The sequence below is a fragment of the Kluyvera genomosp. 2 genome, assembly GCF_036759865.1.
Classification (GTDB): domain Bacteria; phylum Pseudomonadota; class Gammaproteobacteria; order Enterobacterales; family Enterobacteriaceae; genus Kluyvera; species Kluyvera ascorbata_B.
In genome coordinates, this window is the sequence record NZ_JAPKIA010000018.1 from 1 (window position 1) to 16,247 (window position 16,247).

The 16,247-nt window shown below is 57.0% G+C and carries 11 protein-coding genes and 1 pseudogene; 6 read left to right on the forward strand and 6 right to left on the reverse strand.

What is annotated here, in order from left to right:
- Window positions 1-142: 142 nt before the first annotated feature.
- Complete coding sequence (locus V6942_RS18435; RefSeq protein ID WP_333501661.1) at window positions 143-583, reverse strand: acetyltransferase; 441 nt, start codon at window positions 581-583, stop codon at window positions 143-145.
- Between the two features lie 151 nt (window positions 584-734).
- On the opposite strand from V6942_RS18435, the gene metA reads away from it, so the two are divergent.
- The 4 genes from metA to aceK all read left to right on the forward strand — a co-directional run bounded on the left by metA (window position 735) and on the right by aceK (window position 6,764).
- Complete coding sequence (gene metA, locus V6942_RS18440) at window positions 735-1,664, forward strand: homoserine O-acetyltransferase MetA (protein ID WP_106928645.1); 930 nt, start codon at window positions 735-737, stop codon at window positions 1,662-1,664.
- Between the two features lie 271 nt (window positions 1,665-1,935).
- Window positions 1,936-3,537 carry a malate synthase A gene (aceB, locus tag V6942_RS18445; RefSeq protein ID WP_333501635.1) on the forward strand — a complete coding sequence of 534 codons (1,602 nt, stop codon included), beginning with the start codon at window positions 1,936-1,938 and terminating at the stop codon, window positions 3,535-3,537.
- 35 nt (window positions 3,538-3,572) lie between these two features.
- A complete protein-coding gene (aceA, locus tag V6942_RS18450) occupies window positions 3,573-4,877 on the forward strand; it encodes an isocitrate lyase (protein ID WP_182966514.1) in 1,305 nt (434 codons plus the stop codon).
- 102 nt (window positions 4,878-4,979) lie between these two features.
- Window positions 4,980-6,764 (forward strand): bifunctional isocitrate dehydrogenase kinase/phosphatase, encoded by a 1,785-nt coding sequence (gene aceK, locus V6942_RS18455; protein ID WP_333501662.1) that lies wholly within the window; start codon window positions 4,980-4,982, stop codon window positions 6,762-6,764.
- A gap of 52 nt (window positions 6,765-6,816) precedes the next feature.
- On the opposite strand, the gene iclR is transcribed toward aceK, so the two are convergent.
- Window positions 6,817-7,644, reverse strand: a complete 828-nt coding sequence (gene iclR / locus V6942_RS18460) for a glyoxylate bypass operon transcriptional repressor IclR (RefSeq protein ID WP_182929660.1) — start codon at window positions 7,642-7,644, stop codon at window positions 6,817-6,819.
- A 195-nt stretch (window positions 7,645-7,839) separates the two neighbouring features.
- Here iclR and metH point away from each other — a divergent pair, with 195 nt between their 5' ends.
- Window positions 7,840-11,523, forward strand: a complete 3,684-nt coding sequence (gene metH, locus V6942_RS18465; protein ID WP_333501636.1) for a methionine synthase — start codon at window positions 7,840-7,842, stop codon at window positions 11,521-11,523.
- Between the two features lie 40 nt (window positions 11,524-11,563).
- Here the strand turns inward: metH and V6942_RS23485 are convergent.
- A pseudogene (locus V6942_RS23485) lies at window positions 11,564-11,713 on the reverse strand (hypothetical protein); the annotation flags it as partial.
- A gap of 51 nt (window positions 11,714-11,764) precedes the next feature.
- Between V6942_RS23485 and V6942_RS18470 the strand changes: the two are divergent.
- On the forward strand, window positions 11,765-13,396 hold the full coding sequence (locus V6942_RS18470; RefSeq protein WP_106928635.1) for a Na/Pi cotransporter family protein: 1,632 nt from the start codon (window positions 11,765-11,767) through the stop codon (window positions 13,394-13,396).
- A gap of 97 nt (window positions 13,397-13,493) precedes the next feature.
- Here V6942_RS18470 and pepE read toward each other — a convergent pair whose 3' ends face one another.
- The 3 genes from pepE to V6942_RS18485 form a co-directional block, all read right to left on the reverse strand.
- Window positions 13,494-14,183, reverse strand: coding sequence for a dipeptidase PepE (gene pepE / locus V6942_RS18475; RefSeq protein WP_182930680.1), 690 nt, complete (start codon window positions 14,181-14,183; stop codon window positions 13,494-13,496).
- A 149-nt stretch (window positions 14,184-14,332) separates the two neighbouring features.
- Window positions 14,333-15,145, reverse strand: a complete 813-nt coding sequence (locus V6942_RS18480) for a shikimate 5-dehydrogenase (RefSeq protein ID WP_106928631.1) — start codon at window positions 15,143-15,145, stop codon at window positions 14,333-14,335.
- On the reverse strand, window positions 15,138-16,076 hold the full coding sequence (locus V6942_RS18485; RefSeq protein ID WP_106928629.1) for a sugar-binding transcriptional regulator: 939 nt from the start codon (window positions 16,074-16,076) through the stop codon (window positions 15,138-15,140). Before V6942_RS18485 ends, V6942_RS18480 begins: the two co-directional genes overlap by 8 nt.
- Window positions 16,077-16,247: the final 171 nt, after the last annotated feature.

The following is a 16,247-nucleotide window of genomic DNA, read 5'->3' on the forward strand; positions in this document are numbered from 1 at the left end:
CATGCGAGAGTAGGGAACTGCCAGGCATCAATTAAGTGAAGAAGCCCATCCTGACAGATGGGCTTTTTTGCGTCTGCGTTTTGTGGGATGCGGCATTGTGCACATTGCCGGACGGCGGCCTCGCCTTATCCGGCCTACGGACCTACAGTTTGTGACGCAAATGCAGTAGCGGATAAGGCCGGCCATGGTCATCCGTCTCCGATCGCCCGGTAACATCAAATCCCATCCTCTGATAGAACCCTAAGGCCTGCGCATTCTGCTCGTTCACATCCGTCGTTAAATCGGCAATCAGCGACAGCGCATGTTCAATCAGTTGACGCCCAACACCGCTACCACGCACATCAGGATCGACAAACAGCGCCTCCAGGTGATGCTCTGACAGCAGCATAAATGCTACCGGCGTATCATTAGCATTCGCAGCCACCCATAGCGGGGCACCGGGCAAAAACGCGCGTACCTGTGTTTCAATCGCCGTTCTGTCCTGCGCGGAAAGAAAATGATGCGTGGCATCAACCGAACGGCACCAGATCGCGATCAGCTGTTCGCCTTCATGGTGCACTGAACGTCGTATAATCACTTTAATATCCCTCTCAGAATCGTTTCCGCATTCTACCGCAGGGTAATTGAAACTTTCTCACCTTGAACATGCAGGCTCGACATTTTGTTGAATTCTGGGTATCGTTAGCTATCTGGATGTCTAAACGTTTATACGTATGCTGTGAGGTAATAAGGTTATGCCGATTCGGGTGCAGGACGAGCTACCAGCCGTCAATTTCTTGCGTGATGAGAACGTCTTTGTAATGACGACATCGCGTGCTACAGGTCAGGAAATTCGTCCTCTGAAGGTGCTGATCCTGAACCTGATGCCGAAGAAGATAGAGACAGAAAACCAGTTCTTACGCTTGCTATCAAACTCGCCGCTACAGTTGGACATCCAGCTGCTGCGCATCGATGCGCGTGAATCGCGTAATACGCCAACCGAGCATTTGAACAACTTTTACTGTAATTTCGACGACATTCGCGACCAGAATTTCGATGGTCTGATCGTCACCGGCGCGCCGCTCGGCCTGGTTGAGTTTAACGACGTCGCCTACTGGCCGCAGATCCAGCAGGTGCTGGAGTGGGCAAAAGATCACGTCACCTCGACGCTCTTTGTCTGTTGGGCGGTACAGGCCGCACTCAATATTCTCTACGGAATACCAAAGCAAACTCGCGACGATAAACTTTCCGGCGTCTATGAGCATCATATTCTTCATCCACATGCCCTGCTGACTCGCGGATTTGATGATACTTTCCTGGCGCCGCATTCTCGCTACGCGGACTTCCCGGCGAAACTGATTCGCGACTTTACCGACCTGGAAATTCTTGCAGAAACTGCGGAGGGTGATGCTTACCTGTTTGCCAGTAAAGATAAACGTATTGCCTTCGTCACCGGTCATCCGGAGTACGACGCGCATACGCTGGCGAGCGAGTTTTTCCGCGACGTGGATGCGGGTCTGGACCCACAGGTCCCCTATAACTACTTCCCGAAAGATGACCCGCAAAACAAACCGCATGCCACCTGGCGCAGCCATGGCAATTTGCTGTTTGCGAACTGGCTCAACTACTACGTCTACCAGATCACACCGTACGATCTGCGGAATATGAACCCCACGCTGGATTGATCCGCTACTCTTCACGATCCTAAAGCGTTTCAGCATTCTTAAACAGGCACCTTCGGGTGCCTTTTTTGTTTTCGAAAACTACCCCACATAAATATGAATTTTTAAATTCAATCCAATCAATATGTTGCGATTAATTTTAATTAAAAATGGAAATCGTTTTTGATTTTTTATTTTTTGCGATTAGGCTTAAAAACATTGAGCGAAAACGACGCAACGATCGTCCGTTCATCAGTCGGGGAAACTATTCGGATCACTAATGAGGAGCTGCACCATGACACAACAGGCCACAACAACCGATGAACTGGCTTTTCTGAAGCCTTCTGGCGAGCAGGAAAAGCAGGTTTTGACGGCGGAAGCGGTGGAGTTTCTGACCGAACTGGTGACCCGATTTACGCCAAAGCGCAATAAACTGCTGGCCGCACGTATTCAGCAGCAGCAGGATATTGACGACGGCAAACTTCCTGATTTTATTTCGGAAACGGCTTCCATTCGTGAAGGTAGCTGGCAGGTGCGCGGCATTCCTGCCGACCTGCAGGATCGTCGCGTTGAAATTACCGGGCCCGTTGAACGCAAAATGGTGATCAATGCCCTGAACGCCAACGTGAAAGTGTTCATGGCTGATTTTGAAGACTCGCTGGCTCCGGACTGGAACAAGGTGATTGAAGGGCAGATCAACCTGCGCGACGCCGTCAACGGCACCATCAGCTATACCAACGAAGCGGGCAAAATCTATCAGCTTCAACCGAACCCGGCGGTGCTGGTTTGCCGCGTGCGTGGCCTTCACCTGCCCGAAAAGCACGTGACCTGGCGCGGCGAAGCGATCCCAGGCAGCCTGTTCGATTTTGCGCTGTATTTCTTCCACAACCACAAAGCGCTGCTGGCAAAAGGCAGCGGCCCTTATTTCTACCTGCCGAAAACGCAGGCCTGGCAGGAAGCCGCCTGGTGGAATGATGTCTTCTGCTATACCGAAGACCGTTTCAACCTGCCGCGCGGCACCATCAAGGCTACGCTGCTGATTGAAACGCTGCCTGCCGTCTTCCAGATGGACGAAATTCTGCACGCCCTGCGTGACCATATTGTTGGTCTGAACTGCGGGCGCTGGGACTACATCTTCAGCTACATCAAAACGCTGAAGAACCACCCGGATCGCGTGCTGCCGGACCGCCAGGTGGTCACGATGGATAAACCCTTCCTCAGCGCCTATTCACGACTGCTGATTAAAACCTGCCACAAGCGCGGCGCGTTTGCGATGGGCGGCATGGCGGCGTTTATCCCGAACAAAGACGCTGAACGTAATGCGCTGGTGCTGAATAAAGTCAAAGCCGATAAAGCGCTGGAGGCCAACAACGGTCACGACGGCACCTGGGTGGCCCACCCGGGGCTGGCGGATACCGCCATGGCCGTGTTTAACGAGGTGCTGGGCAATCGTCAAAATCAGCTCAGCGTTTCCCGCGCCGATGATGCGCCGATAACCGCTGAACAGCTGCTAGCGCCGTGCGACGGTGAGCGAACCGAAGAGGGGATGCGCGCCAATATTCGCGTTGCGGTGCAGTACATCGAAGCGTGGATTTCCGGCAACGGCTGCGTACCGATTTATGGCCTGATGGAAGATGCGGCGACCGCTGAAATCTCGCGTACCTCCATCTGGCAGTGGATCCATCATCAGAAAACGCTCAGCAACGGTAAACCGGTGACCAAGCCGCTGTTCCGCCAGATGCTGGCGGAAGAACTGCAGGTGATTAAAGACGAACTGGGCGAAGCCCGCTTCAACGGCGGACGCTTCGACGATGCGGCGCGCCTGATGGAGCAGATCACCACCTCTGATGAACTCATCGACTTCTTAACTCTGCCGGGCTACCGCCTGCTGGCGTAACTCATTCACCACATAACAATATGGAGCATCTGCACATGAAAACCCGTACTCAACAAATCGAAGAATTACAACAAGAATGGACACAGCCGCGTTGGGAAGGCATCAAGCGCCCGTACAGCGCAGAAGAAGTGGTGAAGCTGCGCGGTTCCGTTAATCCGGAATGTACGCTGGCACAGCTGGGCGCGGCCAGAATGTGGCGTCTGCTGCACGGTGAATCGAAGAAAGGCTATGTGAACAGCCTCGGCGCGCTGACCGGTGGTCAGGCCTTACAGCAGGCGAAGGCCGGTATTGAAGCCGTGTATCTTTCCGGCTGGCAGGTGGCGGCAGATGCGAACCTCGCCTCCAGCATGTACCCGGATCAATCGCTCTACCCGGCCAACTCGGTGCCCGCGGTGGTCGATCGGATCAATAACACTTTTCGTCGTGCGGATCAGATCCAGTGGGCAAACGGTATTGAGCCGAACGATCCGCGCTATGTGGATTACTTCCTGCCGATCGTCGCCGATGCAGAAGCGGGTTTTGGCGGCGTGCTGAACGCCTTTGAACTGATGAAATCGATGATTGCGGCCGGTGCAGCGGCAGTGCACTTCGAAGATCAGCTGGCGTCAGTGAAGAAATGCGGTCATATGGGCGGCAAGGTGCTGGTCCCCACGCAGGAAGCGATTCAGAAACTGGTGGCCGCGCGCCTGGCCGCCGACGTGATGGGGGTTCCGACGCTGCTGATTGCGCGTACCGATGCTGATGCGGCGGATTTGATTACCTCCGACTGCGACCCGTACGACAGCGGTTTCATCACCGGCGAACGGACCAGCGAAGGTTTCTACCGTACCCAGGCGGGTATTGAGCAGGCCATTAGCCGTGGTCTGGCCTACGCGCCGTACGCTGACCTGGTGTGGTGCGAAACCTCGACGCCGGATCTTGAGCTGGCCAAACGCTTCGCGGATGCCATCCACGCGAAGTACCCGGGCAAGCTGCTGGCCTACAACTGCTCGCCATCGTTTAACTGGCAGAAAAAACTGGATGATAAGACCATCGCCAGCTTCCAGCAGCAGTTGTCTGAGATGGGCTACAAATACCAGTTCATTACCCTGGCCGGCATCCACAGCATGTGGTTCAACATGTTCGACCTGGCGCACGCCTACGCGCAGGGCGAAGGGATGAAGCACTACGTTGAAAAGGTTCAGCAGGCAGAGTTCGCGGCGGCGAAAGATGGCTACACCTTTGTTTCTCACCAGCAGGAGGTGGGCACCGGCTACTTCGATAATGTCACCACCATTATTCAGGGCGGAACCTCCTCGGTGACCGCGCTGACCGGTTCGACCGAAGAGTCGCAGTTCTGATTAATGCCCGGTGGCGCAGCGCTTACCGGGCCTACAACGATATGTAGGCCGGATAAGCGAATGCGCCATCCGGCATGACTCTATGCCGGATGGGGAACAATGATGACGCGAGGCCTGGAATTACTGATTGCGCAGACCATTTTGCAGGGATTTGATGCCCAGTACGGGCGTTTTCTGGAAGTGACCTCCGGCGCACAGCAGCGTTTTGAACAGGCCGACTGGCACGCCGTACAGCAGGCGATGAAAAGCCGAATTCATCTGTATGACCATCACGTGGGGTTGGTGGTCGAACAGCTGCGCTGCATCACCGATGGCAAAAGTACCGACGCGGATGTCCTGCTTCGCGTCAAGGCGCAGTACACCCGTTTGCTACCGGATTACCCGCGCTTCGAGATTGCGGAGAGCTTTTTTAACTCCGTGTATTGCCGGTTATTTGACCACCGCTCGTTAAGTCCCGAGCGGTTATTTATTTTCAGTTCGCAGCCGGAGCGCCGCTTTCGGGCGATCCCCCGGCCGCTGGCGAAAGACTTCTTTCCCGACGCCGGTTGGGAGGCGGTGATTTTCAAAATGCTGAGCGATCTGCCGCTGCGCCTGCCGTGGCAGAATAAATCTCGCGACGTCGGGTATATCATGGCGCACCTTGGCGAAACGCTGGACGCAGAAACCCTGCGTCAGTCCCACCTGCACATTGCGAACGAGCTGTTTTATCGTAACAAAGCGGCCTGGCTTATCGGTAAGCTCATTACCCCCTCTGGCACGCTACCGTTCCTGATCCCCATTCATCGTACCGATGAAGGGGAGCTGTTTGTTGATACCTGCCTGACGACGACCGAAGAGGCCAGTATTGTCTTCGGCTTCGCGCGCTCCTATTTTATGGTTTACGCACCGCTGCCCGCCGCACTGGTGGAGTGGCTGCGTGAAATCCTGCCTGGCAAAACCACCGCCGAGCTGTATATGGCCATTGGCTGTCAGAAACATGCCAAAACCGAAAGCTATCGCGAATACCTGACCTATATCGCCAGCACCGACGAGCGGTTTATTGAAGCGCCGGGCATTCGCGGTATGGTGATGCTGGTGTTCACGCTGCCGGGTTTTGATCGCGTGTTTAAAGTCATTAAAGACCGTTTTGCGCCGCAAAAAGAGATGACCGCCGCGCACGTCCGCGCCTGCTACCAGTTGGTCAAAGAGCATGACCGCGTGGGGCGGATGGCGGATACCCAGGAGTTTGAAAACTTCGTGCTGGATAAGCGGCAGATAGATCCGGCGCTGATGGCGCTGTTATTGCAGGAAGCACCGGCGAAAATCGTCGATATGGGGGATAAAATCGCGATCAGCCATCTGTATATTGAGCGGCGGATGGTGCCGCTTAATCTCTGGCTGGAGCAGGTTGAAGGGCAGCTGCTGCGCGATGCAATTGAAGAGTACGGCAATGCCATTCGCCAGCTCGCTGCGGCCAATATTTTTCCCGGTGACATGCTGTTTAAGAACTTCGGCGTCACCCGGCACGGGCGCGTGGTGTTCTACGACTACGATGAAATTTGCTATATGACAGAGGTAAATTTCCGCACGATCCCGCCGCCGCGCTACCCGGAAGACGAACTGGCCAGCGAACCGTGGTACAGCGTCTCGCCGGGCGATGTCTTCCCGGAAGAGTTTCGCCACTGGCTGTGCGCCGACCCGCGTATCGGGCCGCTGTTTGAAGAGATGCACGCCGAACTATTCAGCGCTGACTATTGGCGTGGCCTGCAGACGCGTATCAAGAATGGGCATGTAGAGGACGTTTACGCCTACCGCCGCCGCCAGCGGTTTAGCGTGCGTTATGAACTCGACCGTCGGTCGGATAAGGCGCTTGCGCCACCATCCGGCAATGCGCGCCGTTCTGCCTGATGGCGCTACGCTTATCAGGCCTGCCGAAAATGCCCCCTCTGGGGCATTTTGTTTATTTAATGCCGCCGTACGCCAGCGTCACCTCTTTCGCCGCCTTAATCACCATTGCGCCAAACTCGGTGACCCGGTCGTCGGTAATGCGCGAAATCGGCCCGGAAATGGAGATGGCCGCAAACGGTTCGCGGTGCTCGTCGTAAATGCAAGACGCCACGCAGCGCAGCCCCAGCGCATGTTCTTCATCATCAAACGAATAGCCACGCTTGCGCGTCTGGGCCAGGTCGTCCTTCAGATGTACCGGCGACACCAGCGTGGCGTGGGTGTAGGCGTGCAGGCCTTTACGGTGCAGCAGCCCGGTGACCTGCTCTTCACTCAGCTGGGATAAAAACGCTTTACCCGCGCCGGAGGCGTGCATCGGCAGCTTACCGCCAATCGGCGCGGACATCCGCATCAGCTGCGTACACTGCACCTGATCGATAATGATGGCCTGATGGTCGCTCTTATCGAGTACCGCCAGGTTAACCGTCTCGCCGGAATCTTCCATCAGCTGACGCAGAATGGGGTGGACAATCGCCAGCAGGTTGCGGCTTTGCAGAAAACTGCTGCCGACGATAAAGGCGTGCGCGCCTACCGCCCAGTGGCCCAGTTCGCCGACCTGACGCACGAAGCCAAGCTGCTGCATGGTCGTCAGCAGACGGTGGGTAGTGGAATTGGGAAGCCCGGCCTGCTGCGCCAGTTCGGTCAGCGCCACGCTGCTGTGTGATTCGGCAATCCACTCCAGCAGCTTCAGGCCGCGCGTCAGCGACTGCACCTGGCCTGTTGCGGCGGCGGCGGTAGCAGGGGCGGGTTTTCTACCGCGTTTAGCAGGAACGTTGGCGACCATCGCAACTCCTTTCTGTATCGTGGAAATAGTTTTCGTTTTTATTGATTATAATACAACCTCCGATTCTACTGCTCCGATGAGTCATGCTGAACATGTCTCATGTAGACGGTTGTTTCCTTTTCCGCCACCCCAGTTTATGCCAGTATGCTTTATTACCTTTTTTCTGGGTTTCGTTGAGCGTGGTCGGGAGTGCGTGTGAGCAGCAAAGTTGAACAATTACGTCGGCAGTTAAATGAACGTATCCTGGTTCTGGACGGGGGCATGGGCACCATGATCCAGGGCTATCGTTTAAGCGAGCAGGATTTTCGCGGTGAACGCTTTGCCGACTGGCCCTGCGACCTGAAGGGTAACAACGACCTGCTGGTACTCAGCAAGCCGGAGGTGATTTCGGCTATCCACAACGCCTACTTCGAGGCGGGTGCGGATATCATCGAAACCAATACCTTTAACTCGACGACCATCGCCATGGCGGATTACCAGATGGAATCCCTGTCGGCGGAAATCAACTTTGCGGCGGCGAAGCTGGCGCGCGCGGCGGCAGACGAATGGACCGCACGTACGCCGAATAAACCGCGCTACGTTGCGGGCGTGCTTGGCCCGACTAACCGCACGGCTTCTATTTCACCGGACGTCAACGATCCGGCCTACCGTAACATCACCTTCGATCAACTGGTGGCAGCGTATCGCGAATCCACCAAAGCGCTGGTGGAAGGCGGTAGCGACCTGATCCTGATTGAAACCGTCTTTGACACCCTCAACGCCAAAGCGGCGGTGTTTGCCGTTAAAGAAGAGTTTGAAGCGCTGGGCGTCGACCTGCCGATCATGATTTCCGGCACCATCACCGACGCCTCTGGCCGCACGCTCTCCGGTCAAACCACCGAAGCGTTTTACAACTCGCTGCGCCACGCCGATGCACTGACTTTTGGTCTGAACTGCGCTTTAGGCCCGGACGAGCTGCGCCAGTATGTGCAGGAGCTGTCGCGCATTGCCGAATGCTACGTTACCGCGCACCCGAACGCCGGGCTGCCGAACGCCTTTGGCGAATACGATCTCGATGCCGACACCATGGCGACACAAATTCGCGAATGGGCGGAAGCAGGCTTCCTCAACGTGGTCGGCGGCTGCTGCGGCACCACGCCGGAACACATCGCCGCGATGAGCCGCGCGGTTGATGGCTTGCCGCCGCGCAAACTGCCGGAAATCCCGGTGGCCTGCCGCCTGTCTGGCCTCGAACCGCTGAACATTGGCGATGACAGCCTGTTTGTGAACGTCGGCGAACGGACCAACGTTACCGGCTCCGCGAAGTTTAAGCGCCTGATCAAAGAAGAGAAATACAGCGAAGCGCTGGACGTCGCCCGCCAGCAGGTGGAAAGCGGCGCACAGATTATCGATATCAACATGGATGAGGGGATGCTCGACGCCGAAGCGGCGATGGTGCGTTTCCTTAACCTGATTGCCGGTGAGCCGGACATTGCCCGCGTGCCGATTATGATCGACTCCTCAAAATGGGACGTCATCGAAAAAGGGCTGAAGTGCATTCAGGGCAAAGGCATCGTCAACTCCATCTCGATGAAAGAGGGCATTGAACCGTTTATCGAGCATGCGAAAAAAGTACGTCGCTACGGTGCGGCAGTGGTGGTGATGGCCTTTGATGAAGTCGGCCAGGCCGATACCCGCGCGCGTAAAATTGAGATTTGCCGCCGGGCGTACAAAATTCTGACCGAAGAAGTCGGCTTCCCGCCGGAAGACATCATCTTCGACCCGAACATCTTTGCCGTGGCAACCGGCATTGAAGAGCACAACAACTACGCGCAGGACTTTATCGGTGCCTGTGAAGACATCAAACGCGAACTGCCGCACGCGCTGATCTCCGGTGGCGTCTCCAATGTGTCGTTCTCGTTCCGTGGTAACGATCCGGTTCGTGAAGCCATTCACGCGGTGTTCCTCTACTACGCCATTCGCAACGGCATGGATATGGGTATCGTCAACGCCGGGCAGCTGGCTATCTATGACGACCTGCCCGCCGAGCTGCGCGATGCGGTTGAAGATGTGATCCTTAACCGTCGTGACGATGGCACCGAACGTCTGCTGGAGCTGGCCGAGAAATATCGCGGCAGCAAAACCGACGACAGCGCAAACGCACAGCAGGCCGAATGGCGCAGTTGGGACGTGAAAAAACGCCTCGAATACTCGCTGGTGAAAGGCATAACCGAATTTATTGAGCTGGATACCGAAGAGGCTCGCCAGCAGGCCGCGCGCCCTATCGAGGTGATTGAAGGGCCGCTAATGGATGGCATGAACGTGGTCGGCGACCTGTTCGGCGAGGGCAAAATGTTCCTGCCGCAGGTGGTGAAATCCGCCCGCGTGATGAAACAGGCGGTGGCCTATCTTGAGCCGTACATTGAGGCCAGCAAAGAGAAAGGCTCCAGCAACGGCAAAATGGTCATCGCGACGGTGAAAGGCGATGTGCACGACATCGGCAAAAACATCGTCGGCGTGGTGTTGCAGTGTAATAACTACGAAATCATCGACCTTGGCGTGATGGTGCCGGCGGAAAAAATTCTCAAAACCGCCAAAGAGGTCAATGCGGATTTGATTGGCCTGTCCGGGCTGATTACTCCGTCGCTGGACGAAATGGTTAACGTGGCGAAAGAGATGGAGCGCCAGGGCTTTACCATTCCACTGCTGATTGGCGGCGCGACGACCTCGAAAGCGCACACGGCGGTGAAAATTGAGCAGAACTACAGCGGCCCGACGGTTTACGTGCAGAACGCCTCGCGTACCGTTGGCGTCGTCGCCGCGCTGCTCTCTGACACCCAGCACGATGACTTTGTCGCGCGCACGCGTAAAGAGTACGAAACCGTGCGTATCCAACACGGGCGTAAGAAACCGCGTACCCCGCCGGTGACGCTGGCTGCCGCGCGTGAAAACGATCTGGCGTTTGACTGGGACAGCTACACGCCGCCGGTGGCGCACCGTTTGGGCGTGCAGGAAGTGGAAGCCAGCATTGAAACCCTGCGCAACTACATCGACTGGACGCCGTTCTTTATGACCTGGTCGCTGGCCGGCAAGTTCCCGCGCATCCTTGAAGACGAAGTTGTGGGTGAAGAGGCGAAGCGCCTGTTCAAAGACGCGAACGACATGCTGGATCAGCTCAGCGCCGAGAAAACCCTCAACCCTCGTGGTGTCGTCGGGTTGTTCCCGGCCAACCGCGTGGGCGATGACGTGGAAATCTATCGCGACGAAACGCGTACCCATGTGCTGACCGTCAGCCGCCATCTGCGCCAGCAGACCGAGAAAGTCGGCTTTGCTAACTACTGCCTGTCTGACTTTGTGGCGCCGAAAACCTCGGGCAAAGCCGACTATATTGGTGCTTTCGCCGTGACCGGCGGCCTGGAAGAAGATGCGCTGGCCGAGGCGTTTGAAGCGCAGCACGACGACTACAACAAGATCATGGTGAAAGCGATTGCCGACCGTCTGGCGGAAGCCTTTGCCGAGTATCTGCATGAGCGCGTGCGTAAGGTTTACTGGGGCTATGCACCGAACGAAAACCTGAGTAACGACGAGCTGATCCGTGAAAACTACCAGGGGATTCGCCCGGCGCCGGGCTACCCGGCCTGCCCGGAGCACACCGAGAAGGGCACTATCTGGGAATTGCTGGATGTCGAAAAACACACCGGCATGAAGCTGACGGAATCCTTCGCCATGTGGCCCGGAGCGTCCGTCTCTGGCTGGTACTTCAGTCATCCGGACAGCAAGTACTACGCCGTGGCGCAAATTCAACGCGATCAGGTGGAAGACTACGCGCAGCGTAAAGGAATGAGCGTGGCGGAAGTGGAACGCTGGCTGGCGCCAAACCTCGGCTACGATGCCGATTAATTCACAAAATCGTCATCTTTCCTTACAACAAACAGGGCGCTCAATGAGCGCCCTGTCTCTTTCTGGCGCGTAAACCCTTATACTGAAAGGAGGCTCGCCTGCGCGGCTTGCCGGATGGCGGCGTAAACGCCTTATCCGGCCTACGGGGAAATTCTGTCGGCCTGATAAGCGCAGCGCCATCAGGCATGATGCCAACACCGCTTGCCTCTGGAACCTATAACAATAAGGAGAACCCGATTCCGTGTTAACGCTGCTACACCTGCTTTCCGCCGTCGCCCTGCTGGTGTGGGGAACCCATATCGTCCGTACCGGCGTGATGCGCGTCTTCGGCGCGCGCCTGCGTACCGTACTGAGCCGTAGCGTAGAGAAAAAGCCGCTCGCTTTCTGCGCGGGTATTGGCGTGACGGCGCTGGTGCAGAGCAGCAACGCCACCACCATGCTGGTGACGTCGTTTGTTGCTCAGGACCTTGTCGCGCTGACGCCAGCATTGGTTATCGTGCTCGGGGCCGACGTCGGGACCGCGCTGATGGCGCGAATCCTGACATTCGATCTTTCGTGGCTGTCGCCGCTGCTGATTTTTATCGGCGTGACCTTCTTCCTGGGTCGTAAACAAACCCGAGAAGGCCAGCTTGGCCGCGTCGGCATCGGCCTTGGCCTGATACTACTGGCGCTGGAGCTGATCGTTCAGGCGGTCACGCCGATCACCCAGGCCAACGGCGTGCAGGTGATCTTCGCCTCGCTGACCGGCGATATTCTGCTGGATGCGCTGATTGGCGCGGTGTTCGCCATCATCAGTTATTCCAGCCTGGCCGCCGTGCTGCTGACCGCGACATTGACCACCGCTGGTGTGATTTCCTTCCCGGTTGCGCTGTGTCTGGTGATTGGCGCCAACCTCGGTTCCGGCCTGCTGGCGATGCTCAACAACAGCGCCGCCAACGCCGCCGCGCGCCGTGTGGCGCTGGGAAGCCTGCTGTTTAAGCTGGTGGGCAGCCTGCTGATTCTGCCGTTCGTTCACGTGCTGGCCGACACGCTGCACAAGCTTCCGCTGGCGGAATCAGAGCTGGTTATCTATTTCCACGTCTTCTACAACCTGATTCGCTGCGTGGCGATGGTACCGTTCGCCGAACCGATGGCGCGTTTGTGTAAACGTATGATCCGCGATGAACCAGAGCTGGAGGGCAGCCTGAAGCCGAAGCATCTGGACGTGACCGCGCTCGACACCCCTACGCTGGCGCTGGCCAATGCCGCGCGCGAAACCCTGCGCATCGGCGATGCCACCGAGCAGATGCTGGAAGGGCTCAAAAAGGTGATGAACGGCGAGCCGCGCGAAGAGAAAAACCTGCGCAAGCAGGCGGACGATATCAACGTGCTCTACACCGCCATCAAGCTCTATCTGGCGCGAATGCCGAAGGATGAACTGGCGGAAGAGGAGTCTCGCCGCTGGGCGGAGATTATCGAGATGTCGCTCAACCTGGAGCAGGCGTCGGATATTATTGAGCGAATGGGCAGCGAAATTGCCGATAAATCGCTGGCTGCGCGCCGCGCGTTTTCCGTAGAAGGCCTTAAAGAACTGGACGCGCTGTACGAACTGCTGCTCGGTAACCTGCAGCTGGCAATGTCGGTCTTCTTCTCCGGCGACATGACCAGCGCCCGCCGTCTGCGCCGCAGCAAGCACCGTTTCCGTATCATGAACCGCCGCTATGCGCATGCGCACGTCGATCGACTGCATCAGCAGAACGTGCAGAGTATTGAGACCAGTACCCTGCATCTGGCGCTGCTGGGGGATATGCAGCGGCTGAACTCGCTGTTCTGTTCGGTGGCCTACAGCGTGCTGGAGCAGCCGGACGAAGACGACGAGCGCGATGATTACTAACGGAATCCGCGCCGGATAGCGCTGCGCTTATCCGCCCTGCAGGTCGCGTTCACTGCAGGCCGGATAAGGTTATCGCGCCGCTATCCGGCAATCGCGTTTAGAAGCGGTGGCCGGCTTCCAGCGCGATCGCGTCTTCTCCGGCGGTAAACACGTAGGTGGTGTTTGGCCCGCCGAGCGTGGCATGACCCTGCGCGACCTCAATCCAGTTGCCCTCCGGCAGCCCAATCACCGTTAATTCTGGCGCGACGACCAGCAGCTCGCGAATACGCTGTTCACGGGTTTCACCCTTATGACCTTCAGGCAGCGCGTTGGTGAAGTGGGGGTTAATCTGCAGCGGGAACAGGCCCAGTGCATCAAAGCCCTGCGGATCGACAATGGGCATATCGTTGGTGGTCCGAATGGTCGGGCAGGCCAGATTCGCCCCTGCGCTCCAACCGATATACAGCGCGCCGCGTTTGACCACGTCAACAATTGGCGCCAGCAGGCCGCGTTGACGGCTCTCTTTAAGCAACTGGAAGGTATTGCCGCCGCCGACAATGATCAGTTCGGCGTTTTCAATTGCCGATACCGGGTCCGCCACGGTATGAATGCCGGTGACCGACACGCCCAGCGGAGCCAGCACGGCAGCGGTTTTTGCCGTGTACTCATCCCAGGTCTGCGTGACGCCAGCAAAGGGAATAAACACCGCGCGGCGGCGGCCGTTCAGCCGTGCCTCAATTAACGGCAGCGCGTGTTCCAGCCAGGCCTTGCCCGGCAGCGTTGAGTTACTCAGCAGAAGTAAATCCATCATTTCTCCTATTAATCAGAAAACTATCAATCAGGGCGGCATGTTATCATCCTGTACCGGTCAGCTTACTGATGCAGTTCACGGTGTTGCAGGCGGTGTGCTGAAAGTGAGCTTTGGCTACGCCTCCGGCAGACGCTCTTTGATGCGCGTTACCCCGCTCTGGCAAACGCCGCTGCCTCTGCAATCAGCGCATCGTCCGGGCGCACGCCGGTATACATGACAAACTGCTCCACCGCCTGGAGGGCAATCACTTCAGCACCGCTAATCGTCTTTTTCCCCAGGCGTTGGGCGAGTTGAATCACCGGCGTTTCTGCGGGCAAAGCCACTACGTCAAAGACCACGCTGGCGCGTGTCACCATGGCTTCACTGTAAGCAAGCTGCGTGCTCTCTTTGCCGCCCGCCATACCGATAGGCGTGACGTTAACCAGAATGTCGATACCCTCAGCTTCCGGCCGTGGCTGCCACCGGAAGCCGTACTGTTTTGCTAACGCCGTGCCGTTAACCTCATTACGAGCCGCAATAATGACATCGCTAAATCCCGCGTCGCGGAAAGCGGCAATCACCGCTTTGCCCATGCCGCCACTGCCCTGAATCATTACCCGGGCAGAGGTATCCAGACGATGGCTGGCGATCAGGCTTTTCACCGCGATGTAGTCGGTATTGAATCCGGTCAGGTGGCCATCGTCATTGACGATAGTATTCACTGAGTCGATGACGTTTGCCGACGGATCGATAGCATCCAGAAACGGCATGCAGCTCTCTTTAAACGGCATAGAGACCGCGCAGCCACGAATACCCAGGGCGCGAACGCCTTTCACTGCGGCTTCAATATCCTGGGTGGTAAACGCCTTATAGATAAAGTTAAGCGCTAGCTTTTCATACAGAAAATTATGGAAACGGGTGCCGAAGTTGCCGGGGCGTCCGGCCAGCGACATGCACAGTTGGGTATCACGGTTAATCATGAGCGTGTCCTCGTACTAAATAGTCAGCGGTGGCCCGGTCGGTCACCAGTGTGTTGATGTGTTTACCGCGCAGCGCGCCAAGAATGGCGTCGTACTTCTCTTCTCCGGCCGCAATGCCAACGATGTCACGTGCCTGGCGTAGCGTGGAGAGCGGGATAGAAAGCGTTTTCTCGTGCATGTCGGTGAGCACCGTTGCGCCATCGCTATCGAAAAAGCGTGAGCAGATGTCGCCAGCCACCCCGCGGGCAATCAGTTCATCGCTTTGTGCGTTACCGTAAAATGCCTGCCAGTTGGCACCATGACGAATCGCCGGCGAGCCGATGCCCACCAGCGCGACGTCGAGCTTCTGCCAGTAGCCCGCCAGCGTTTGATAATGCTGTGACTGCATGATGCCGTTGCGAATCGTCGGGTTATCCAGCAGGGCCGGAAAGTCCGCGAGGTAAGACTCCGCCTTCAGACGTTCAGCTGCAGCGTAGGTGAGCGTGTTGACGTGGTAACGGCTCGGCAGCTTGCCCGACGGTCCTCCGACGATCGGAACACAGACATGTTGGCGCGGCTGGCTGGCGGTGGGGAGGGACTCGACCAGCATGCTGACCGCGCGACCCCAGCCGAAGCCAATGATGGCGTTAGCCGAGAGCAGGCGCTCCACCAGCGGTGCGCCATAGGCTCCGAGCTCGGCTTCCTGCGGGGCGACGGCGGCCTCCTTCAGGCCAAATATCTGTTTAAGCTGCTCTTCTAACCACAGGCTGTCGTTGTAGTCATAGTTAATGGCGATAGTCACCACCCCCAGCTCGCGCCCGCGTTTGAGCAGGCGGCTGATGGTGGTGCGATAAATCCCCAGCGACTGCGCAATTTGCGCCTGCGTCATCTCCTGTTCATAGTAGAGCTGAGCAATTTTCACGATAAGACGGATATCGTCGCTGTTTTCCATCGAAGGGGCTCCTGCACATATGTGCAAAACGTCGTGGTCAGGGTATGGATCTGGTATAGCGCCGCTGTATAAGGAGTTCAAGCGTATTTGCTCGATATGCTCGGTTGGGTAATTGCACGTTTGTGCAAATCTGGCGTGATATGTACAACGATTTGCGACGGACTATTTTTT